A 22,243-nucleotide genomic window follows, 5' to 3' on the forward strand; every position below is an offset into this window, starting at 1 on the left:
CCGCCGGATCCCTTGGTGCCATCGGATCCTCTGGTTCCGTCAGATCCCTTGGTGCCTCCGGTGCCGTCCTCGTCCTTATCCCTTTCATCCCGCCAGGCTTTGTAGCCCTTGCCTTTCCAGCCATAGCGGTCTGAAAGATGGCCGTCATACCAGCGGCTGAAACTGCCGCCTTGCACGCCGCCGTTGTAATAGCTGTTGCCGCCGCAAGCTTGCTTGCCGGCCCAGGACGAACGACCGCCCCCCCAGCCCCATGAAAAATGTCCCCGACCCATTTTCTACCCCCAGACAAAACCTTGAATCACATTGCATCCCGGCATTCGGCAGGCCGCAGACGCGTATTGAACGAGGGTAGGAAAGCGGGCAGGAACGGCCAAATTTTCGTCGCATTTTAGTCAAAATTCCGGTTTCAGCTGGGGTTTCTGGAAACAATTGCACGGGCCGTTTTAGGATTGTGCGGTGTTTCCGGCCAATAGCAGGGGCAGGCTTGGCAATTCCGGCGCGAATCGGGGACCGTCCTTTAGGGATTGCCCCAATCTGTCCCGAAAAACGCCCTCTTTTCCCGTTAGAGGGTTAAGCGATCAGGGGTGATCTACGCGTTTTTCGCGCAGCAGGTTGGGAAAGGATTCACGCTATGGCTGACGGCAGATTTGACGACCGCACCGCCTATATTGCGGGCGCGGCCTGGGAGGTACTCGGTGAGGAACCGGTGGAGATTTCTGCTCCGGGCGGCAAGTCGCGCTCCTCGCTGCGGCTGCATTTCAAGGACCGCACGGCGATTGCCACTCTGCGCGCCAACTTCCGCCGCACCCATCTGGAGGCCTTTGTGCTGGAGCAGCTGGCGCCTCATTGCGACGACATCCCCAAGGTTCTGGGGGTGCATAACGATGTGCTGTTCCAGTCCGATACTGGCGAGACCCGGCTGAGCGAGGAAATCATCGTGCATGACGAGGGCGACCAGCTGGAACTGGCCGCCGAAGCCTGCGCCGCGATCTTCCGCATTCAGGCAGCCGCCCGCAAGACCGACCTGCACACCGCGCTGCCGCATCTGGGCGCCAACCGCAGCTGGATCCGCAACTTCGTCAGTTCAGTCGAGGCGCTGGAGGCCTATTCCATGGGCATTCCGGACACGTTCGACTACCCGGCGGTGGCGGAATACATGGAGCACCCAGGCGTTCAGTTCCTGAAATGGGACTGCCGCTCAGGCAATGCTGCGATCGGCGGCGACGGTTTTGTCCGCTGGTTTGATTTCGAATACGCGGGCCTGCGCCACGGCGCCGAGGATTTTGCCTGGCTGATCGGTGACGAGACCTGGCCCATCGCGCCCGACAAGATGGCCGATGTGATGATCGAGACTTTTGATCCCAACTGCGGCCATGAGATCGGCGCCTATCTGGAGTATCTTTCGGCCTATACCGCGCTGCATTGCGTGCAGCGGCTGGAGCTGATCCAGAAAGAGGTGAAGAGCCGCGGCTGGCTGACCCAGGAGAAGGTGCGCAAATTCGACGATGCCGGCGTGCACCCCGAGTTTGCCGCGCAGCTCTGCCGCACCGGCGCCTATTATGCCGCCCAATCCCGGCTCACCGCGCCGCTCAGCCGCAATTTCGAGGCCGCGGGCCGGGCATTCCAGGCGATGTCCGAGAGCTGAGCCTCATTCTCCCCTGATGTGACGTGCGGTCCGGGTTCCTTGCAGGAGGCCTGGGCCGCTATTCTTTTGCGGGATGAGAAAATGGGGAGGGACCATGCAGCAGGCCGAAGATTTCCGTGCCGAGAGCCGTGCCTTGGCGGCTGTTCTGGAGGACCAGCCGGAGGCGGAGTTCCACCGGCCGACCCAATTCAAGAATTGGACCATCGATCATGTGCTGGGGCATTTGCACCTGTTCAATGCGGCGGCAGAGGCCGCGCTGCAGGGGGATGCGGAGTTCACAGCCTTCATCGCGCCGGTCCTGAAGGACATGCAGGCGGGCAAACCCATCCTGGACTGCCAGTTCCCCTGGCTGAACGGGCTATCGGGGCGGGCCTTGTTCGAGGCGTGGAAACAGGGAGCTGAGAGCTGTGCGGATGCCTTTGCCAGGGCTGACCCCAAGGCGCGCCTGAAATGGGTTGGCCCTGGCATGAGCGCGCTGAGCTCGGTGACGGCGCGGCAGATGGAGACCTGGGCGCATGGCCAGGAGGTGTTTGATCTGCTGGGGCTGGAGCGGCAGGAGCAGGACCGCATCCGCAACATCGCCCATCTGGGGGTGGCGACCTATGGCTGGAGCTTCCTGAACCGCGGGCTGGAAGTGCCGGAACCTGCGCCGTTTGTGCAGCTGACCGGGCCGTCCGGCGCTGTTTGGGAATGGAATGCACCGCAGACGGACAACTTTGTCAAAGGCACGGCAGTGGACTTTGCCCAGGTGGCAGCCCAAGTGCGCAGTTTTGAAGACACCGGGCTTCAGGCGGCAGGCACTGCCGCTCAAAGCTGGTTGCGCATTGCCCAGTGTTTTGCCGGCCCGCCAGAAGATCCGCCTGGTAAAGGCGTGCGTTTCAAGACAGATCTGCCGCCCCGCTAACGGCGCCGGGAAGCGCTCCCGCCCGGCTTCGGCCATCCTGGCGGAAGGCCTGTGCCCGTTGGGCGTAGCGCCGCGCTTTGCGCGGCGCTACGCCCAAGGCTGCCAAGGGGTGCCGGTACCGCCAGGGCACCTGAAGGCGCTGGAGATTTTGGTTTGGCCGCAAGGGGTTTGACTGGCCCGGGGAGCAGCGCGGCCAGGCTGGCAGAGCAGCTTTGCGGGCTCAGGCCCCGGCCTGCGCGCCGATCAGGCCTTCCAAAGCCATCCGGCCTTGATCAGCCAGAGTGACTGGCAGGCCCTGCGCCGCCAGCGCTTCGGCATAAAGCGGCTGCAGCGTGCCATCGGCAATCAGCGCCAGGTTCTGGCCCAGCCAGTAGGGGCGGGCCGCCGCCAGTTCAGCGCCCAGCAGCAGCCCCCAAAGCTGCCCCCGTGCGCCATCCGCAGCGGTCTGCCCCAGTTCCGCGGCGGCCTGCGCTGCGGCCAGCCGGGCCGCCAGCAGCTGCGGTTTGGCAAGGCCATCATCCACCGCCTCTGCCAAAGCTGATTTGTCCCAGGCTCCGGCTGCCTCGAGCCCCAAGCCTTGCGCGGTTCCCCGTGCCAGCTGCCCGGTCAGGGCACTTTGAAAGCTCACCGCCTCGCGGGCGCTCACCTGCACCCAATGGGTCACCGCTCCGGGCAGGCACACCACCCCATCCCATTCCGGGTTCAGCCTCAGGAAACCGGCCAGCCGGGCCACCGCGCCGCGCATCACCGCGCAGGGTGCATTCTGGCCCAGAGCGGGCAGGGCGCGCACCGCCAGCCCGTCCAGTTGCAGCTCCGCCAGCGGCAGCTCTGCCAGCGGCACTGGGACCGGCTGCAGCGGCGCCATGGGGCTGCCGCCCAGCACCACCGGGCGCGCCTCGCCTGCCAGGGCCTGCCGCAAGCCCTCTGTCAGGGCAGCCGGTCCGCTGCTCTTCAGCTGCAGCACCCTGGCGGGGCCAGGCGTGCCATCGCGCACCTCCCATACGGTCAGTGTGTCTCCATCCTGATTGGCGGCCAGCCAGGCGCCGCTGCGGGAAAGGGCCATGGTGTCCTCGCGTCTACTGCCATCATGCTTGAGGCGGTTATGGCGGTGATTCCCGTGCCCCGCAAGGCGCCACCCCATCCCTTCGTACAGTTGCAAATACCCGTTAGGAGGGGACGCCCGCCGCCGGTATGCCCGTCATAGGCTAAAGTGCCCGGGATTTAAGCAAATGACCGCCGGTGCAGCTCTGCGCCCAGGTAGAAAATCCGCTAAAATGGCTTCACTTCCGAACTCGGGGCTGCGTTTCATTCCGCGGCTCCGGAGCGCAGCAGAAAGGCTGCACCGCGCCATGAACGGTACCTTCCAGGAGTGTGCCGCAGGAGCAGGCGGCAAGTTGCGGCAAACAGCCTTCCGAGCCGCCGCGCACCTGAGCCGGACGACCTCAAAGAGAGCAAGGATCAACGCCAGAACCCGAACCCCGCAGATCACCAGGAGGCACCCCGCTGATGCCAGAAACCCCGCCGCCCCAATACGCGTTTTCCACCCAGCTGGCTGCCCGCCAGCTGCTGGAGCAGGGCCACACGCCTGCCGCTGTGTTCGCCGGGACCGGTTTAAGCCAAGCCTTGCTGGACCAGGAGGAGCCAATTGCCCCTTTTGCTGCGGTGGCTGGCTTTTTCTCCCATGCGGCGGAGCTTTCGGGTGATCCGCTGTTCGGCTTCCGGCTTGGATGCGGAAGCGACCTGCGCAATACGGGGCTGCTCGGCTACATCGCCTGCAGCTCGCCTTCGGTGGGCTGCTTCCTGCGCAATACAGCCCGCTATGCCGCCGTGATGAGCGATGTCTGGGAACTGGATACCTCCCGGCTTGCCTCTCACGGTGAGTTTGCCTGGGACTGCAAGGACCCGGCCGCCCGGAAGGCTTTTCAATATACCGAATTCCTAGCGGCAACCTTCTTTGCTGCCCTGCGCGAGGCGGCGCCGCTGCGGATCGAACCGCGGGAAGCAGCCTTCAGTCACCTCCGCAGCAGCGGCACGGCCGAGATCGAAGCCTATTTCGGCTGCCCGGTGCAATTCGGAGCCCCGCGCAGCCGGATGGTCTTCAAGCCGGAAGATCTGGAACTGCCGCTGGCCAGCGGCGACCGGCGGCTCCTGCGTTTGCTGCGCGCCTATGGCGACCGGCTGCTTGGCGGGCAGGCCAGGCAAGGCAGCGGGCTTGCCGCTCAGGTCGAAGAAGCGGTCTCGGCCCGGCTGTCGGGCGGCTCGGTGACGCTGGGCACGGTGGCTGCTGATCTGGGGATGAGCCCGCGCACCCTGTCGCGCAAGCTGGCACAGGCGGGTACCAGCTATTTCGCTATTTTGGAGGAGTTGCGCAAAACGCTCGCAATCCGCTATTTACGGGAAAGCGATTTGGCGCTGGCCGAGATTGCCTTTCTGCTTGGCTATTCCGGGCTGAGCAGTTTCAGCGAGGCATTCCGGCGCTGGACCGGGAAAAGCCCGGGGCAGTTCCGGGGGCGCTGAGGGCAAACAGCGGTGGCGGGACCAATAGCCTCCGGCACAGTGCCTGTCTGATTCTGCAGTATTTTTGTCCGGCATGCGGACAGTGCGCTGTAATTTCACCTATTGTTTCCCTAACTGCATTGCAAATTCTGCCAATTCAGGCGTTTGCCCGGATTTTTTCACAATTTACGCGCATTTGCCTAAAATTGCCCTAATTAGGTTTGAGTGCGGTTATGCACTGCCGCTGGAATTGGAGCGGTAACGGAAAAAACCGGCGCGGGCGCGTGGGGGCGCGCCCCGTTTTGAAGCTGAAAATCAGTGATGGCTGACTGCGGCCCTTGGTGCGCGGAATGCTCGGTTAAGATGTCAACGGCCAGTCCCGGGGGGGCGGCTGTCCGGTCGTTTTGCGGCCGGAAGAGCGGGGGTATTGGAATGAAAGACATGGTTCCCGGAGGGGCGGGGCTGTCTTTTGTGCAGGTTGAGGTTCAGGGCAGGCGGCCGGTTGAGGCTGTGCATCCCGTGCAGCCTGTGCGCATGCAGCCGGCCAATATGAATGCGGCGCTGAACGGTATCGCCCAGGCCGGCCGGGCGGGTCAGGCCGCCGCCGCAGGCGGCTATGCCGCCGCAGGCAAACGGCTGCTGGACGTGGCTCTGGTGCTGCTGAGCCTGCCGCTGGTGCTGCCGGTGATCGCCGTATGCGCTGCGGCGCTCTGGTTCGAAGGCGGCCGGCCCTTCTACACCCAGGCGCGCCTGGGCCGCGGAGGGCGGGAGTTCCGCATCCTCAAGCTGCGCACCATGGTGCGCGATGCCGATGCGCTGCTGCAGCATTACCTGGACAGCGACCCGGATCTGCGCTGCGAATGGGACGAGACACAAAAACTCAAGAACGATCCGCGCATTACCCGGGTCGGACGGCTGCTGCGCGCAACCTCGCTGGATGAGCTGCCGCAGCTATGGAACGTGGCCAAGGGCGACATGAGCCTTGTCGGGCCGCGCCCGATGATGCCGGACCAGCTGCCGCTCTACGGCGATGCCTGGGCCTATTTCGCGCTGCGGCCGGGGATCACCGGCCTCTGGCAGGTGTCGGTGCGCAACGAGGCTGGTTTCGGCAGCCGGGTGCGGGCGGATATCGAGTATCAGCGGGGGCTTTCGCTGGGTCTCGACCTGGGGCTGATCTGGCGTACCGTCGGCGTGGTTCTGAAGGGGACCGGATATTAACTTCTGTCTGATCGTCTGCAGCCCCGCTTTCCGGGCGCTGCAGCAGGTCTGCCAGCCATTGCGGGGAACGCGGTTGTGAAGCATTTTGCAGTATCAGGGCCAATTGCCGCCAGCCTGGCGCAGGGCCCGCAAGAGGGAGAAGACACTGGCATGAGCGAGCAGGGCTTCAAGCGGTTCCGCCGCCGCCGCGCTCCGGCGGCTGCTCCCGCGCCTGCCGCTGCACCCGCGGCGGAACAGCCCTTGGCTGCACCCGCGGCCATTGGCTCCGCGCAGCTGCCTGCGACCCTGCCGGAACCCTGGGACCGGATCCGCCAGCTGCCTTTTGACACTGCCGCGCAGGACCATGCGGGGCTGCCGCTGGTCAGCCGCTTCCGGTCCGGTCCGGCGGCCAAGTCTTTTGACCTTTTGCGCACCCGGCTTCTGCACACGCTGAAGGACCGCGGCTGGAAACGGGTTGCTGTCACCGCGCCTTCTGCGGGCTGCGGCACCACGTTTTCTGCGGTGAATCTGGCTCTCAGCCTGGCCCGGGTGCCGGACAGCCGCACCATCCTGATGGACATGAACTTCCGCCGCCCGGGTGTGGCCCGGGCCCTGGGGATGCTGCCTCAGGGCAGCTTGGCGGATTTCCTGTCCGGCGCGGTGCAGATGGAGGATCAGCTGCTGCGCCCCATGCCCTCGCTGGCAGTAGGCCTGAATGGCACCGCGGATCAGGACGCTGCCGAAATTCTGCATGGCCGGGGCTGCGCTGCCGCGCTGGACGATATGATGCTGCGCTCCGGTGCCGACACCGCCATTTTCGACCTGCCGCCGGTGCTGGAGCATGACGACACCGCTGCCGTCCTGCCGCAGGTGGACGGGGTGCTGCTGATCTCGGACGGCACCGCCACCACCGCCGCCCAGCTGGCGGCTTGCGAGAAGATGCTGGCCGGACATACCCAGCTTTTGGGCGTGGTGCTGAACAAGGCCCGCAGGGCAGACAGCCCGCTGGGCTAAGCCCCCCGGGTGCAAAGGGCGCCATAGTTTTGCCCGGTTGCTATTGTTAAAATCCGGGCGACGGATTGAAAACGGCAACCGGACGGGCAAAGACCGGGGCAAGAGAGCAGACAGATGGGTCCTATCTATTCACTGGGCGATTTCCTGGACATGGTGCGGCGCAGGCTGTTCACCATCTTCTGCGTGTTTGTTCTGGGCTGCCTGGGCTCGCTGTGGTTTGCCGCCAGCCGGCAGCATGAATACGAGACCGCCGAGGTGCTGCAGATCACCCAGCCGCAGATCGCCGGGGAGCTCGCCAAATCCACCGTAGAAGGCTCCTCCGCCCGCCGCATGCAGCTGATCGAGCAGCGCCTGATGGCGCGCAGCACGGTGCTGGAAATCATCGAGAAATTCGGCCTCTACGCCGATATGGAAGCGCTCACCCAGCTGCAAAAGGTTGTGCTTCTGCGCGAGTCGGTGCGGATCACCGGCGTCGCCGCAGCGCGCGAAGGCTTTGCCGATGACGGCACCATTTCGGTGCTGACCATCACCGCCCGCATGCCCACCGCCGAACAGGCCCAGCAGGTTGCCCGCGAATTCGGCCGCCGCACCATCGAGCTCAGCACCGCCACCCGCATTGACCAGGCCCGGGAAACCCTCAGCTTCTTTGCCGAAAAGGAGGCTGCGCTGGCCGACCAGGTTGCCGCACTGGAAGATGAGATCGCCGCCTACCGCAACGCCAATGACGTGACGCTGCCCGGCACCATAGAATTCCGCCGCGCCGAAATTGCGGCGATGAACGAGGGCCTCTTGGAGATCGCCCGCGAGCGTATTGAGATTCGCCGCGCCGCTGACCAGGCCCAGGCCACCGAACGCCCTGCCACCGCCCGCCGCCTGCAGGCCGAGGCGGAGCAGCAGCTGGCCACCCTGGACGCGCAGGAGGCACTTTTGACCGAGCGCAAGCGGGGACTGGAAGCCTCGCTGCAGACCACCCCCGAAGTCGAGCGCCAGCTGGGTGCCTATGAGCGCCGCCTGGCGCAGCTGCAGGGGGAGCTTGGCCAGATGACTGCCCGGCGCAACGAGGCTGAGGTGGGTTTCCGCCTGGAAACCTCCCGCCAGGCCGAGCGTCTGACCGTGCTGGAACCGGCGCCCTTGCCGGACTATCCGGTGACCGGCGCCCGCAAGACCAAGGCGCTGATGGGGGCTGCCGCCAGCCTGATCCTGGCGCTGCTGGCGGCCTTCCTGCAGGAACTGCGCCGCCCGGTGCTGCGCACCGCCGCACAGATGGAGCGGGAAACCGGGTTGATGCCGGTGGTCTCAGTCCCGGTGATGGACACAAGGACGCGCCGAGGCTGGTTCCGGCGTAAAGCATAGAAATCAGGTATCTCCGCCCGGCTACGGGCCGGGCAGCACCCGACCGCCCCCGTGGGCGGGCGCTACGCTTTCGCCCGCGGCCGGGCACTGACCTCAGGTCTTCAGCCCGAAGTTCGCTGGTTTTGACTTACCGCGCGCCCAGCGCCGCTGCCATCTCTGCAACCTCGGTCCAATGCCAGCTCAGCGCGGCTCCACCCGCCAGCAGCGTCAGCAGCGCATAAGCGCCATCATGCAGCAGATCCCAGACGTGGTGCTTGCGCGCCAGCCGCACCAGCACCGGATAGGCCGCCAGCATCGCCAGCCCCAGCGCTGCAATGCCGCCGGCCAGCCCGAACAAGGTCACGCCGCCCAGAAACAGACCTGTCTGCAGGCAGGCCCGCGCCGCTGAGAAAACAAAGAACCCACGGCTGTCTCCCGCTGCCAGCGCCGCCTGGTCATAGGTCATGGTGATCACCGCAGGCGCCAGCGCCAGCGCAATCAGCACAATCATCGGCCCGGCCTGAACATAGCGCGCGTCATAAAGGATCTGGACCAGCCAGGGGCCCATCCAAGCCATTACCAGCAGCATCCCCAGGATTCCCGCCGTCAGCCCGGCGCGCAGCTGCCGCTGCCGCCGCAGGTTCTCCGGCGCTGCATGGGCGGGCTTGTCCCGGTAGACCGGGATCATCAGCCTTTGGTTCACCGCATGGCCCAGCAGCATCGGAAAGCTGGCCAGGAAATAGCCGATATTGTAGATCCCCAGCACCTCCAGCGAGACAAACTTCCCAAGGATCGCCCGGTCGCCCTGCGAGGTCAGGAACCAGAAGGCAGTCGACAGGAAAATCCACTTGCCGAAATGGATGAGCTCGCCCGCCGCCGCTTTCTCCCAGCGGAACCGGTTCACGGCGCCCGGCAAGCCATAGTGGCAAAGCGCCAGCTTTGCCGCGGCCTGGATCACGCTTCCCAGGACCAGGGCAATCACCGACTGTGTCGCCAGCGCCAGCACAATCATTGCCGCCAGGCCAATCACCTGTCCGCCCAGGTCCAGCGCTGTCACGCGGCCCGCCAGCAAATGCCGGTGCGCGGTCTCGATCCGGGTCGGGTTGAAGCCGGCAATTGCCAGCCCGGCGCCTGCAATGGGCAGATAGAGCAGCAGTTCCGGCGCGCCATAAAACGCTGCCGCAGGCCAGGCCAGCAATGCGGTTGCCGCCCACAGCCCAAAACCGCGGATCACCTGGATGGTCCAGGCGGTATTCAGAAAGTCCGGGTCATCGCCGCGCTTGTTCTGAGCAATGGATGGCCCGATGCCGACGTCCGAGAACAGCGACAGCCCCACCGTCACCACCGTGACCAGCGCCATCAGGCCAAAGGCCTCGGGGAACAGGATCCGGGTCAGGATCAGGTTCGACGCCAGCCGCAGCGCCTGGCTGCCGCCATAGCCCAGCATCAGCCAGGAGGCCGAGCGCAGCACCCGCGCCATCATCCCCTGGCCGGCAAAAAGCGATGCAACCCGCTGCATGTCCCTCTCGATCCTCGCGTTCCGGCCAAAGGCTAGGGGCGCGGAGAGGGGGCGTCAATCAATGCGGGCCTGCCGGGCAGGGGATTGAAGTCAAAAGCCTGAACTTGCCTGACAATCCTGTGTTCTGTGCCGCATTTTCCACGGCTGCGCGACAAGCGTCACGGGGTGCTGGGCAAGCCGCCGTTCCACCGCTAACCTGCCGCCAGCCCTGGCCTTTGCACGGAACTTGCACCCTTGAAAATCGCCTATGTCCTGAATACTTACCCGCAGCCCTCGCACAGCTTCATCCGCCGCGAGCTGCAGGCGCTGGAGGCCCAGGGCCTGGAGATCACCCGCTTGGCGATGCGGCCTGCTGAGGCGGCTCTGGCAGACCCCGGCGACAAGGCTGAAGCGGCACGCACCGAATATGTGCTGCAGGCCGGAGCCGGGCGGCTGCTGGCTGCTTTGGCGCGGGAGGCCGTTTCGCCGCGCCGGTTTATGCAGGCCCTGAAACTGGCGCTGAAACTGTCCGGGGCGTCGGACAAGGGCATCCTGCGGCATCTGATTTACCTGGGCGAGGCGGCCTATGTGAAACAGCGCTGTGCTGCGGAAGATGTGCAGCACATGCATGCGCATTTCGGCACCAATTCGGCCGCAGTTGCGATGCTGGCACATGTGCTGGGCGGCCCGGGCTACAGTTTCACCGTGCACGGGCCGGAGGAGTTCGACGCGCCGCATGCGCTGTCGCTGGGCGAGAAGATCAACCGCGCGCGGTTCACCGTTGCGGTCAGCAGTTTCGGCAAAAGCCAGCTCAGCCGCTGGGCCGCCTTTGGCAAATGGGACAGTCTGAAAGTTGTTCATTGCGGCATCCAGCCTGAGCGTTTTGAGGATCCCGCGCGCTTGCCGAACGGCCCGTTGCGGCTGGCGGCGATCGGGCGGTTTGTCGAACAGAAGGGGCAAATGGTGCTGGTCCGCGCTATGGCGCAGCTGGTGCCGGACCTGCCGGACCTGCATTTGTCGCTGATCGGCGATGGTGAAATGCGCCCTGATCTGGAGGATGCGATCAGGGATCTCGGCTTGGAAAAGCACATTTCACTGACTGGCTGGCTAGCGGAGGCGGGGGTGCAGGGGGAACTCGCCCGATGCCATGCTCTTGTGATGCCGTCTTTTGCCGAAGGGCTGCCAATGGTGGTGATGGAGGCGATGGCTGCAGCCCGGCCGGTTGTTGCAACCTATGTGGCCGGCACGCCGGAACTGGTTGTGCCAGGGCAAACCGGCTGGCTGGTGCCGGCAGGCAATGAGACCGCGCTGGCCGCTGCCGTGCGGGAGCTGGCCTCCATGCCGCTGGGGGAGACGCAGGCCATGGGGCTGGCAGGCCGGGCACGCGTGCTGGAGCGGCACGCAAGCGCCCGCGAAGCGTCCAAGCTTGCGGCGCATTTCCGCGAAGCCGTAACGCAGTAGTACCGGAGTTCTCCCGCCCGTCGCCGGTGCATTTGAAAATGCACCGCTCCCGTTGGGCCAGGCTCAGCGCCAGCGGCGCTGAGCCTGGCCCAAGGCCGCCAAGGGTGCGCTGGCGCAGCCAGGGCATCCTGCGGGCGCGGGAGCGCCCCTGTCCGGGCAGGATTGTCAGCGGCCGCGGGTCCAGCGGGTCCGGGAGGCGAAAAGCGGGGTTTTGACCGCCAAGGCAACAAGGGCGTAGATCAGGAACCCGGCCGGATCCGTCAGCATCAGCCTCAGCGGGGATAGGGCGCCTTGCGGCTCTCTGCCTCCGTTGGCCAGCAGTTCAGGAAACCAGGCCGCCACCTCGGCCACACCCGCATTCTGCCGCCGCCGCACCCGCACCAGATTGCGGAACCCCTCAACCATCGGCCAGCTGTAGCCTGCCGGGACCTGGGTCCGCTCTTCCGGAGCAAAGCTTAGCCGGGCAAAGGTGTCGTCGGAGATAATGTCCGGCCAGTTTCCCCAGCGCGCGCGCCCTGCACGGGTCATGGCGAAGACGCCGAAGCCAGGCGCAACGCAGTTGAAGAACGGCAGCCGCACCCACAGCCGCGCATAGGCCCGGGTCACCGCGCTGCGGGCAGGTGCGACCGCAGGGCGGCCGCCGGCATAGCGCGGCGCGCCATCGGCCAGAGCCGCTGCCAGCTGCGGGATCAGCGCCGGGCTGACCGCGACATCTGCGTCGAGATAGATCAGGATATCGCCGCACGCTGCCGCATCGCCTGCATTCAGCGCGCCAAGCTTGCCGCCGTCGGGCAGCTCCAGCACCTCCAGCGTCCAGCCCGCGGGTGCCTCAACGGCGCGCGCCAGCGCTGCGGTGCTATCGGTACAGCCATTGGCCAGCACCAGTACCTCAGCCGTCATGCCCGCAGGCAGCGGGTCTGAGGCAAACACCGCGGCAAGGCATTTTCTGATTAAGGCGGCCTCATTGTGCGCCGGGACAAGAACTGACACGCGCGGTTTCATTTCACCATCTCCAGCGCGTCCCAGCGCGGGTTCTCGTCGCTGAGGCGGCGCAAAGCGCCCCAGCTGCCCCATTTCCCAGGCACGCCCACATCGGCATAGGCGGTGAACAGCGACCCGCCAAGCGCACTCCAGCCTGCCAGCAGCTCGCGGTACAGCGCGCCCATCTCAGGTGTGTAATTGAAATGGGTGAAAAAGCCCGTCAGAGCATCATCTTCCACCATCGGGCCGATCCCGACCACATGGCTGCCGCCCTCATACATGATCAGTTCCAGCCCGTGCTTTTGCGCAACATCTGCATGATAGGGCAGCACCCGGCCCAGCAGATCCGCCAGAGTATCAGCGGGTTCGCCGGAGATCAGCCCGTCGCGCAGCTCGGCACCCGCCTGGGCCGAAGCCGCATCATACTGGTGCCGCGCCTCAAACTCTGCAGCTGCCGCACCCGTCATGCCCCGCTCCGCAGCCACCGCCCGGGCCTGCTCCCGGCTGCCGGCAATCCAGGCGCGGACCTGCCCGGCGCGTTCCTTGAGACCCAGAATGCCGCCGAAGTAGCCGGTCACCGCATAGGCGTCGAAGTAAGCAGCAGGCGCCAGCCGGTCCGCCTGCTCCGCCTTCCACAAGGGCGCGGTCAGGACCTGCTCCTCCAACCCCAGCCAGCCGGTCTGCGAGGAGATCACCCGCACCAGCCGCCTGCTGTCTTCGCCGAATACTTCGGTCCAGATCTGCGCCACTTCCGCCGCCCGGCCGCCGTAAAACTGCATCCAAAGATCCTCGCCGCCCCAGCGTGCTTGGGCCTGGGCATCTGCCCAGGCGGCCTGCTGGAACTGCCAGTTCCAAACCTCATTGGAATACTCGGCATAGGCGCGCAGATCTTCGTCCAGACCTTGTTCCGCCAGCCGCGCAAAGTTCCGCACATAAGTGTCATCCGCCATGTGCGGCATGGTGAACCAGGGGTCGGCGCCCAAAGTGTTGGCCAGCGCCAGCATTGCCTCAGCCGGGACACCCTTCAGTGCCCAGGTGTAGTCCTGCGGCAGCGGGCGGTCCTCCCAACCGGTCTGGCTTGAATCATTGGTAGCCATCCAGTCCATGAACCGGAGTGCGGCAAAGCCGTCCAGCCGGTCCAGCCACAACGGATTGAACACTGCGCCGTTGGAAAAGGCCTCCAGGTGCTCTTCCTTGACCACCGAAATGTTGCGCACGTAATCGCCGTCCCGGCCGGTGCGCTGGATGCGGATCTCCACCGGGCCGGGGCCGGGCGCGTAGTCAAACTGCACTTCTCCTTTTCCATAGCGCACGTTCTCTGCCCGGCCTGCGACCTCGACAATGCCTTGGCCCTCAAAGCGCAGCACATAGCGGCCTTTCAGCGACACCGCGTCCTCCGGCAGGTCGGTCAGGATCACTGTGCCGATCGAGCCCAGTTCAGGCGGGATCGCAGTGGGCCAGCCGTCCGGATCCAGATAGCCGGCTGCCAGCAGATCATCATGATCCGCTCCGCCCCAGCGCCGGGGCAGGTGGCCGATCCAGGGGCGGGCGGTTTTGAAATGGTCGAGAAACGGCGCCTGGGTGCTCCAATCAGCGATGGCTGCCAGATTGATGGCGATGGGCTGCCGTTCGGGCTTGGTCTCCAGCGGGACATCTTCGCTCAGCACCGCATTGAGCACCGGCAGCGCAGGATCCCCAGGCAGTGCGGCGGGCTCCGGCGGCAAGGCCGCGGTGCGCACGGAACTGCCCTGCGCCGCCGCCCAGGCGATGTCCTGCAGCCGGGCTGCCAATTCAGGCGAGGGTGCGGGATAGGGTTTGCCCCATCGGTCGGCAAGCTGATGCGGCAGGCCTGCAGGATCTTCTCCGGTCAGCACCGCATATTGCAGCAGCGCCAGAAAGTAGAAACCGGTGGCATTGGGGTGGATATCATCGGCAAAGACATCGCGGATACTGCTCAGTCCAGGCATGGTGCCCGCCTGGATCGCATCATCCAGCCGCGCCATGGCCTGGCCGGCAGGCAGCAGTTTCACGTTGCCGCCGGCGGCGGCACTGACGTCATCCGCCACCGCCTGCCAGCGCGGCAGGTCCTGCTCCAGCCGTTCGCGCCAGGGCATATCCGCGCTATCGTCAAAAGGCACATCAGCCCCGGTGCCGCTGTTCAGGCTGTGCCAGGTTTCCTGCAGGTAGAATTCCACCTCCGGGTTTGCCGCCCGCGCCAGCTCATAATACAGGGTGACGGCGCCTTCGGTATCGCTCCACTTCAGATGATTGGCGAGCGGCACCGCCTCGGTCACGATCACTGCGCTGGCCGGCTGTTTCAGTCTTTCACGTGAATCAACACCTTCGGCGCTGCCGCTGTGCTGCCAGTTATAGCTGAGCGGCGCGCCGTTGATGATCTGCGCCTCCACCACAGCCTCGCCCCGCGCGTCCAAGAGCTGCTCCAGCATCGCCGGGTTGTCATGGCCAAACAGCGAATGCCCGACCATCACAACCGAAGTGACCAGTGCCTCCAGGTTCATCCCGAACTCCCGGCTGCAATCCCGGTACGGGGCAGGGCGCGCACCGCGTCCCAGACAATCTGCTGCACCTTGGCCGCTCCCTCGGCGCTGAACGCCTCAGCCGGGCTGCCGTCCCTGCGGGTAAGCTGATAGGGCAGGCCTTCAGGCGAGCGCTGATACAGCACTGCGTAATGGGTCAGCGCCACTGCATAGGCGCCCAGATCGTTGATGTGAATGCTGTCCAGTCCGCCTTCAGGCGTGCGGGCAAACAGCGATTCACGTGAAGCCACCCCCGGGATCTCCCCGGCCTCTGCCGCCCGTGCCACTGCAGCCAGAACCTGGCCGCCGGGGATCAGATAGACCGGGTGGCCTGAATTACGGCGGCTGTCCGGGCCCAGCAGCTTGCGGGTCCAAAGCGTCTCCAGATCCGCGTCAATGCGCTCGAGCCAGCCCTCGGCATCATCCAGGCGGTGCCAGGTTTCATAAAGATAAATCCGCGGTGCAGGCGACGCCCCGCGCGCCAGGTCCGCCCATTTCCCCAGATACTTGGAAGCATCGAAATACTTCAGGGCATCGCGCAGCTCGACCATCTCGGTCAGCACTACCGCGCCATAGCCGCCCGAACCGATGGCTTCTTTCGCATCCCGGAAAGCAGGCGCCTGATTGGCGGTCTCAAAGTCGAGGATATTATCCTCTGGCTCCCAATGCGCCCGCAAGGATGTGCCCGAGCCGAGCTGGCTGTTATAGCCATGCCCCCCCGGCGCCAGCTGAGCCAGCATATGCGGCATATCCGGCCCGACCAATGAATGGCCGAGGTGAAACACCTGCAGCGGGCCTTCAGGCGCGCTGAGCGGCGGCGGCACTGGCAGCGGGCGGCTGCGGGAGGCAAATCCCATCACCCCCAGTGCCGCCGCCACGGACCCCAAAGCCAGAAACCCGCGCCGCCCCATCATCCGCGCCCCCGGATTTCCGCCGTGGTCATGATCAGTCCGGCACCAACAACAAAGCGCCCTCCAACGGCCTCGCCGCGCACAAACGGCGGGCGGTCGCTGGTAAAGAAGGCCTGAAAAACGCCGGCCGCCAAGTCGAACTCCAGCTCCATCCCGTCAAACCCGTAAAACGCCCGGCTCAGCGTGTACTGGGCCTTGTAGGCCGCCTCCTTGGCGGAAAAGATCACCTTGGCCATCTGTCCCGGATTGTCCTGCCGCTGCAGCCAGACCTGCTCGCGATCGGAACAGATAGCGGGCAGCAGCTCGTCCTTCAGCGGCGTGTCTTCCTCCACATCAATCCCCAGCCCTTGCACGCTGCCAGCCCTGGCCAACACCGCCATGGCGCAGCTTTTGGTGTGGGTGATCGAGCCCACCAGCCCTTCAGGCCAGATAGGGGCCCGGTCGCTGCCGGCCCGCACCGGCACCGGCGCCAGCCCCAGCTGCCGCATTGCCTGATGCACAGAGTTGCGGCCGGCTGCAAACTCCTTGCACCGCTTGGCCACTGCATTGGGCGACAGCCCGGCGGCTTCCTCCGGATAGGGTGCGGGAGGGTTGCCCAAAGGGTCCGCCCCGGCCAGCGCCACATCGGCGGCAAAAAGCGGCCGGACCAGTGCCAGCCGCTCTGCAAGTTTGCTGTTGGTTTCCGTCATCCGGCCCTTGCCCTGCGGTTTGCCCGCATTGCCCGGCGCTTCGACATGGTGTCGGCACGGTCCGGTGCTGCGGTCTCTTGCGGCTGTTCTTCCGTATTTGCCGGGGTGCCTGCAAGCCCTTCGATATGTGCTGCCAGCCCCGCCAGGGTCGGGAACCGGAAGATATCGGTGATCGACAGCTTCGCGGTGCCCAGTTCGTCTTTCAGCTCCCTATGCGCCTGCACTGCCAAGAGCGAATGGCCGCCAAGCGCAAAGAAATTGTCCTGCGCGCTGATGCCGCTGACACCCAGGATGCGGCTCCAGACCGTAGCGATCTTTGCCTGTGCGCCATCGTCCAAGGTCACCGCTGCAGCAGTTTCAACCCGCGCAGGCTGCGGATCCGGCAGCGCCTTTCGGTCGATTTTCTTGTTTGGCGTCAGGGGGAAAGCCTCCAGCGTAACGATATGCGCAGGCACCATCACCTCTGCCAGCCTGCCCGCCAGAGATTGCTTCAAAGCCTCGCCCGAAATCGGCGCCGAGGTTGTGACATACCCTGCCAGCTGCTCCGCGCCGGCATCCCCGCGCGGTATCACCACCGCGCCGGTCACACCGGGGAAAGCAGCCATGGCGGCTTCGATCTCGCCCAGCTCGATCCGTTGGCCGCGGATCTTTACCTGATGGTCGGTGCGGCCCAGGAAGGCGAGCCGCCCGTCAGCGGTCCAGCGCACCAGATCGCCGGTGCGGTACAGGGTGCCTTCAGCGAACGGTGCCTTTACAAACCGTTCAGAAGTCAGCGCCTCCCGCTGCCAATAGCCTGCTGTCACCCCGGCGCCGCCGATGTGCAATTCGCCCGGCGTCCCCGCGGGGACAGGCATTTGGTTTTCGTCCAGCACGTACACCTGCGTATTGGCAACCGGCGTGCCGATCCCGGCTGTCCCTGCGGGGACAGCGGTGATTTTCTCCACCGTCGACCAGATTGTGGTCTCGGTCGGCCCGTACATGTTGTGGATCTCAGCCACCGTTGCGGTTTGCAGGCTTTGCACCAGATCGCCCGGCAGCGCCTCGCCGCCCACCAGCAGATGCTGCAGCCGTCCCAGGCAGGCGCTGGCATCGCTGTCGCCGGCAATCATCCGCGCCATCGACGGGGTGCATTGCATGTGGCTGACGCCATGGCGCACAATCTGCGCCGCCAGCGAGAAGTCATCCGCTGCCAGCTCCTGCGGCGCGTTCGACAGGCGCAGCACCTCGGCCAGCGGCTTCAGCCCTTCCAGAACCACTTCGGGCGCAATGCCATAGTCGATCAGGCAGGCGATTTCATCGACACCGATACGCTTCAGCTCCTCGACCCGCTGACAGGCATCCTGGATGGTGCCGAACAGCCCGGACTCCTCGAAGTAGCGCTCAAAGGCAAAGTCGAGGATCGCCTCCAGCTCCTCCTCCGAGAGCGAGCCCAGGTCCATCTCAAACGGGTTCTTAACACCCTCAGGCCGTTTGAACGCCGGAAAGGCCCAGGCGTATTGCTTGATCAGCCCGGCGGCTGAGCGCAGGTAATCCTTCATCGGCTCCCGCGCTACCCGGCGCGCTTCCTCGCGGGTTTCGGCCAGATAGCTGTGCAGCATCAGCGTGACCTTGAAATCCGCAGGGTCATGGCCGGCGCTGCGCAGGGCGTCGTGGTAGATGCGGATCTTGCCCGCGACCTCCTCGATGCTCTGGCCCAGGAGGTGGGTCAGCACGTTTGCTCCGATCGCACCGGCCTCACGCCAGGTTTCCGGATTGCCCGCGGTAGTCACCCAGACCGGCAGCTCTTTGGACACTGGCCGAGGCTGTGTCACCACACTGTGTTTGCTGCCGTCCTTGCGGGGGAAGGCCACCTCTTCACCGCGCCAGAGTTTGCGAACGGTTTCAATGCTTTCGAACAGCGCGGGTTTGTTGGCGGGCGGCGTGTTCTCGGGCCGCAGGATGAAGTCATCGGGCTGCCAGCCGGAGGCAAAGCCAATGCCCGCACGTCCCGCAGTCAGGTTGTCGATCACCGCCCATTCCTCGGCAATCCGCGCCGAATGGTGCAGCGGCGCGACGCAGGAACCTGCCCGCACACCGATGTTCTGCGTCACCGCGGCGACAGCAGCACCGGTGACCGACGGGTTCGGATAGGGGCCGCCAAAGGCGTGGAAATGCCGTTCGGGCGTCCAGACCGCGTTGAAGCCGTGCTGGTCGGCGAACTTGGCGCCTTCCAGCAGCAAGCGGTATTTCTGCGGCCCCGGACCATCGTCGTTGCCCCAGTAGAACAGGTTGAAATCCATCTTGCGGTCCGACAGCGCCACCGGCCCCTTGGACAGCTCCAGCCGGCTTTCGTCGCTGGACAAAACCAGCTTGAACCCGCGCGACAGGGTCCAGAACAGCTCCAGCACCGAGATATCAAAGCTGAGGCTGGTGACCGCCAGCCATGCATCCCCCGGCTGATGCGGGATGCGGGCATCCATGCCGGTAAAGAAGTTCGACACATTGGCGTGGGTGACCATCACACCCTTGGGCAGGCCGGTGGAGCCGGAAGTGTAGATCAGATAGGCGAGATCACTGCCGGCTGCGCCGCCGTCAACGTTTTCTGCCGCTGTCCCCGCGGGGACGGTTCCGATGTCCAGCACCTGCGCGTCCGAGACGGGCAGGCTGCCGGCCAGGGCGGATTGGGTCACGATCACCTGGGCCTGGCTGTCGCGGATGTAATGCGCGATGCGGTCGGCGGGGTAGGCAGGGTCCAGCGGCACATAGGCGCCGCCCGCTTTCATCACACCCAAAGCGGCAAAGACCAGCTCGGGCGCGCGGCGGATGTGAATGCCCACGTGGCTGCCGGGTTTTACGCCCATCTCACGCAGCCGCGCAGCCACAGCATTGGCGCGGGCGTCGACCTCGCCGTAGGTGAAGCTCTGGTCTTCGAAGACCAGTGCAGCGGCTTCCGGAGTTCTGGCGGCCTGTGCCTCAAACGCGGCATGGATCGTAAGGTCTGCGGGGTAATCTGCCGCGGTCCGGTTCCAATCCTCCAGCAGCATCCTGCGTTCGGCATCGGGCAGGATGGGGAGGGCGGAGATCGGCTGGCTGCCGTCATCGGTGATGGCTTCCAGCACCAGTTCCAGCCGTGCGGCGAGCAGCTCTGCTGACGTTTTGTCCAGCCGGGCGTTGTCCGTGTGCAGGATCATCGCGCCGTCGCTGTAATCGACCGTAGCAGCGCAGCCGCTAACCGGCTCCCCCTTGCCCAAAGACAGCCCGATCTCTGGCTGGGATTGAGCGGAGATCTCTGGTGCACGGGCCACTAAGTCCTCTGCGAAACCTCCGAACTTCCGGGCCTTTTCAATGCCCTGTGCCGCTTGGCCGAGCAGGCTGGCCAGTGTCTGCTCCCGCTGGGCCTGCAAAGGCACCCAGGCGGAGATAAGTCCGGGGACAGCATTCATGCTGCCAGTGGACAGGGCCACATCGGCAGCCGCTTCGCCGCTGCTGAGCAGCGCCCAGGCCAGAACCCCCGCTGCTGCCTGCGCTTCGCTGAGGCTTGCCGGCGCTGAGATTTCCCGGCGGGAGAAGCCCTCGCGGCCGGCATCCGGCGCCAGCGGCACCTGGACTGGCTGCATTCCGGCAAGTGCCCTGCGCCAGTGGCTCTCGCCGCCCTGCGCGGCGGCCATCTGCACGGTAAGGGTTCTGGCGGCAGCGTCAGACAGGGAGGGCAGGACATCATCTGCTTTGAACAGGCTGGAGACCTTCACTGGCTTGCCGGCAGAGGTGGTCAGGCGTGACAGCGATACAGCACCGTCTCCGGTGGCAACTGTCACGCTGTTTTTATGCACCTCCAGCACCGTGCCGGGGACACCGGAACCGTCCGCGGCCTCTGCGGCTCCGGCCAGGACAATTGTCTCGCCCGCACGCAGCTTGGCGGCGCACATCGGGTTCCAGTAGCCGCCGGTGTCCAAAGCGCGTACCAGGCGGGCCAGTTCAGCGGCGGGGCGGGGGAAATCAAGGAGCCCGCCGGCGGCAGGGCGGTCGGACTTGGCAAAGACGCGGCGCTGCGACAGATCCTGCGGCTGGCGGTTCAGCTCGCCGCTTTCCAGCTGCGCCATCACCTCGCCAAAGCTGTCCATCGCCGCGGCGTAGCATTTGGAGTTGAGGCTGAAGGCGGTCTCATCCCCGGCCACATCAAACAGGCGCTGGGCGAGGATATCGCCTTCGTCGACGCCGCCTTCGATCAGGTGCCAGGTGATGCCGTGCTGATCCTCGCCGTTGATCAGCGCCCAGTTCGGGGTGTTGAGGCCCGCGTAGCGGGGCAGCGGGCCGTCATGGAAATTCACCGCGCCTTTGGCGGCCCGTGCCAGCACGTCCTGCGGAATCACGGTGAGGTTGGCAATCGACAGAAACCAGTCAAAGCCCGCCGGCAGATCGCGCTGATTGTCCAGTACTTCCAGACCCTTGCCCTCAGCCCAGCTGCGGATCTCAGCGTCCTGCGTTACAACAGCCCGGATCTCGTGGCCGCGCGCCAGCAGCGCGTCGGCACAGCCGATGAGGAGAGATTCACTGCCAATCAGGGCACAGGAAAAAGAGGTCATTTCTGCTCCTTTGCAACCGGAGAGAGGGGGCGCGTTTCCAAGGAAGGTTTGCGGCGCAGGCCAAAAGTGGCGCGCAGCCCGTGCAGGATCAGGTCACGCAGGAAATGCGGCGGGTCTGCCTGCGGCTTGTCCGAGATCAGGCGGCGGAGCCCGTAGATCAGGCTGCCGCTGACGCGGGCCAGGGTGGCGAGCGCCGTGCCGGTGTAGCCGTGGTGTTTGACGAAGTAGTGCCGCCGTGAATCGAACCAGTACCCGGGAGTGCGGCTCCAGCCTTTCATGCCGGTGGAGGCGGAGCCCACATGGGCGACTTCGCTTTCCGGCACATAGTGGGTGCGCCAGCCGGCGCGGGCGGCGCGGCGGCAGAGGTCGGTTTCCTCGAAATAAAGGAAGAACCGCTCGTCAAAGCCGCCGATCTCCTCGATCACCTCGCGGCGGATCATCAGGCTGGCGCCGGCGGTCCAGTCGACCTGCATTTCTTCCTTGGGCATCTCCATCGCGATCACCCAGGGCTTCAGCAGCCGGGTGAAGATGCCGGTGCGCACGGCCGCTTCGAATTCACCCGCGATGGAGGGAAAACGGAAAGCGGTGCGGTGCGGCACCCAGTCGGTACCGCGCACGTAAGAGCCCGCCAGGCCCGCGCCGGGATGCTCCAGCAGGAAGTCGCGCAGGGTGCGGATGGCATCGCCCTGCACAAAGGCGTCGGAGTTCAGCAGGTAGTAAAGCTCAGGCGCGCTGCCGTCCGAGAGGCCTGCGTTGATACCAAGATTCATGCCGGCGCCAAAGCCGCCGTTGACAGCGGAGCGCAGCAGCCGCAGCCGTCCGCTGTCCAGCCAGCCGCGGGATCTGGCGCCCGCTTGCAGCCGTTCCCAGGAGTCATCGCCGGACCCGTTTTCGACAATCAGGATTTCTCCGGGCAGCTCCTCCATGCCGCGCAGGGCGGCTTCGGCGGCTTCCAGGGTCATCTCCGGCGTGCGGTAGTTCAGGATGATGGTGAGAACGCGCTGCTGCTTCATGGT

Annotated in this window: 16 protein-coding genes; 7 read left to right on the plus strand and 9 right to left on the minus strand. The window is 65.4% G+C overall.

Annotated elements, in window-relative coordinates; translation table 11 throughout:
• Positions 1 to 272, minus strand: a 272-nt coding sequence (locus tag RA20_RS21420) for a hypothetical protein (protein ID WP_039133617.1), incomplete at its 3' end; no start/stop codon positions are given.
• 359 nt (positions 273 to 631) lie between these two features.
• Between RA20_RS21420 and RA20_RS21425 the strand changes: the two genes are divergently transcribed.
• Positions 632 to 1,645: a hypothetical protein gene (locus RA20_RS21425; protein ID WP_039133620.1), complete on the plus strand. Its 1,014-nt coding sequence runs from the start codon at positions 632 to 634 to the stop codon at positions 1,643 to 1,645.
• A 94-nt stretch (positions 1,646 to 1,739) separates the two neighbouring features.
• Positions 1,740 to 2,549 carry a TIGR03084 family metal-binding protein gene (locus RA20_RS21430; RefSeq protein WP_039133623.1) on the plus strand — a complete coding sequence of 270 codons (810 nt, stop codon included), beginning with the start codon at positions 1,740 to 1,742 and terminating at the stop codon, positions 2,547 to 2,549.
• 220 nt (positions 2,550 to 2,769) lie between these two features.
• Here RA20_RS21430 and RA20_RS21435 read toward each other — a convergent pair whose 3' ends face one another.
• A complete protein-coding gene (locus tag RA20_RS21435) occupies positions 2,770 to 3,612 on the minus strand; it encodes a 2-dehydro-3-deoxygalactonokinase (RefSeq protein ID WP_039133626.1) in 843 nt (280 codons plus the stop codon).
• Positions 3,613 to 4,055: 443 nt separating this feature from the next.
• Between RA20_RS21435 and RA20_RS21440 the strand changes: the two genes are divergently transcribed.
• The 4 genes from RA20_RS21440 (at position 4,056) to RA20_RS21455 (ending at position 8,609) form a co-directional block, all read left to right on the plus strand.
• On the plus strand, positions 4,056 to 5,066 hold the full coding sequence (locus RA20_RS21440; RefSeq protein WP_039133629.1) for an AraC family transcriptional regulator: 1,011 nt from the start codon (positions 4,056 to 4,058) through the stop codon (positions 5,064 to 5,066).
• Between the two features lie 411 nt (positions 5,067 to 5,477).
• Positions 5,478 to 6,263: a sugar transferase gene (locus RA20_RS21445; RefSeq protein ID WP_039133632.1), complete on the plus strand. Its 786-nt coding sequence runs from the start codon at positions 5,478 to 5,480 to the stop codon at positions 6,261 to 6,263.
• Between the two features lie 150 nt (positions 6,264 to 6,413).
• Positions 6,414 to 7,256 (plus strand): exopolysaccharide biosynthesis protein, encoded by an 843-nt coding sequence (locus RA20_RS21450; protein WP_241482311.1) that lies wholly within the window; start codon positions 6,414 to 6,416, stop codon positions 7,254 to 7,256.
• Between the two features lie 114 nt (positions 7,257 to 7,370).
• Positions 7,371 to 8,609, plus strand: coding sequence for a chain-length determining protein (locus RA20_RS21455; RefSeq protein ID WP_039133638.1), 1,239 nt, complete (start codon positions 7,371 to 7,373; stop codon positions 8,607 to 8,609).
• 127 nt (positions 8,610 to 8,736) lie between these two features.
• Here RA20_RS21455 and RA20_RS21460 read toward each other — a convergent pair whose 3' ends face one another.
• The gene (locus tag RA20_RS21460) at positions 8,737 to 10,107 is read right to left on the minus strand and encodes an oligosaccharide flippase family protein (RefSeq protein WP_039133641.1); all 1,371 of its coding nucleotides are present in this window, start codon (positions 10,105 to 10,107) and stop codon (positions 8,737 to 8,739) included.
• A gap of 234 nt (positions 10,108 to 10,341) precedes the next feature.
• On the opposite strand from RA20_RS21460, the gene RA20_RS21465 reads away from it, so the two are divergent.
• Positions 10,342 to 11,547: a glycosyltransferase gene (locus tag RA20_RS21465; RefSeq protein ID WP_039133644.1), complete on the plus strand. Its 1,206-nt coding sequence runs from the start codon at positions 10,342 to 10,344 to the stop codon at positions 11,545 to 11,547.
• A gap of 165 nt (positions 11,548 to 11,712) precedes the next feature.
• On the opposite strand, the gene RA20_RS21470 is transcribed toward RA20_RS21465, so the two are convergent.
• The 6 genes from RA20_RS21470 to RA20_RS21495 are packed head-to-tail and all read right to left on the minus strand — an operon-like array spanning position 11,713 to position 22,240.
• Positions 11,713 to 12,549, minus strand: a complete 837-nt coding sequence (locus tag RA20_RS21470; protein ID WP_039133647.1) for a glycosyltransferase family 2 protein — start codon at positions 12,547 to 12,549, stop codon at positions 11,713 to 11,715.
• Positions 12,546 to 15,047, minus strand: coding sequence for a hypothetical protein (locus RA20_RS21475; RefSeq protein WP_039133649.1), 2,502 nt, complete (start codon positions 15,045 to 15,047; stop codon positions 12,546 to 12,548). Before RA20_RS21475 ends, RA20_RS21470 begins: the two co-directional genes overlap by 4 nt.
• Positions 15,044 to 15,979: a hypothetical protein gene (locus tag RA20_RS21480; protein ID WP_039133652.1), complete on the minus strand. Its 936-nt coding sequence runs from the start codon at positions 15,977 to 15,979 to the stop codon at positions 15,044 to 15,046. The genes RA20_RS21475 and RA20_RS21480 overlap by 4 nt, the downstream gene beginning before the upstream one ends.
• The gene (locus tag RA20_RS21485) at positions 15,976 to 16,665 is read right to left on the minus strand and encodes a 4'-phosphopantetheinyl transferase family protein (protein WP_039133654.1); all 690 of its coding nucleotides are present in this window, start codon (positions 16,663 to 16,665) and stop codon (positions 15,976 to 15,978) included. Before RA20_RS21485 ends, RA20_RS21480 begins: the two co-directional genes overlap by 4 nt.
• Positions 16,662 to 21,227: a MupA/Atu3671 family FMN-dependent luciferase-like monooxygenase gene (locus tag RA20_RS21490; RefSeq protein WP_039133655.1), complete on the minus strand. Its 4,566-nt coding sequence runs from the start codon at positions 21,225 to 21,227 to the stop codon at positions 16,662 to 16,664. The genes RA20_RS21485 and RA20_RS21490 overlap by 4 nt, the downstream gene beginning before the upstream one ends.
• The gene (locus tag RA20_RS21495; protein WP_039133667.1) at positions 21,224 to 22,240 is read right to left on the minus strand and encodes a glycosyltransferase family 2 protein; all 1,017 of its coding nucleotides are present in this window, start codon (positions 22,238 to 22,240) and stop codon (positions 21,224 to 21,226) included. Before RA20_RS21495 ends, RA20_RS21490 begins: the two co-directional genes overlap by 4 nt.
• Positions 22,241 to 22,243: the final 3 nt, after the last annotated feature.

It is taken from the genome of Leisingera sp. ANG-Vp (assembly GCF_000813725.1).
GTDB lineage: Bacteria > Pseudomonadota > Alphaproteobacteria > Rhodobacterales > Rhodobacteraceae > Leisingera.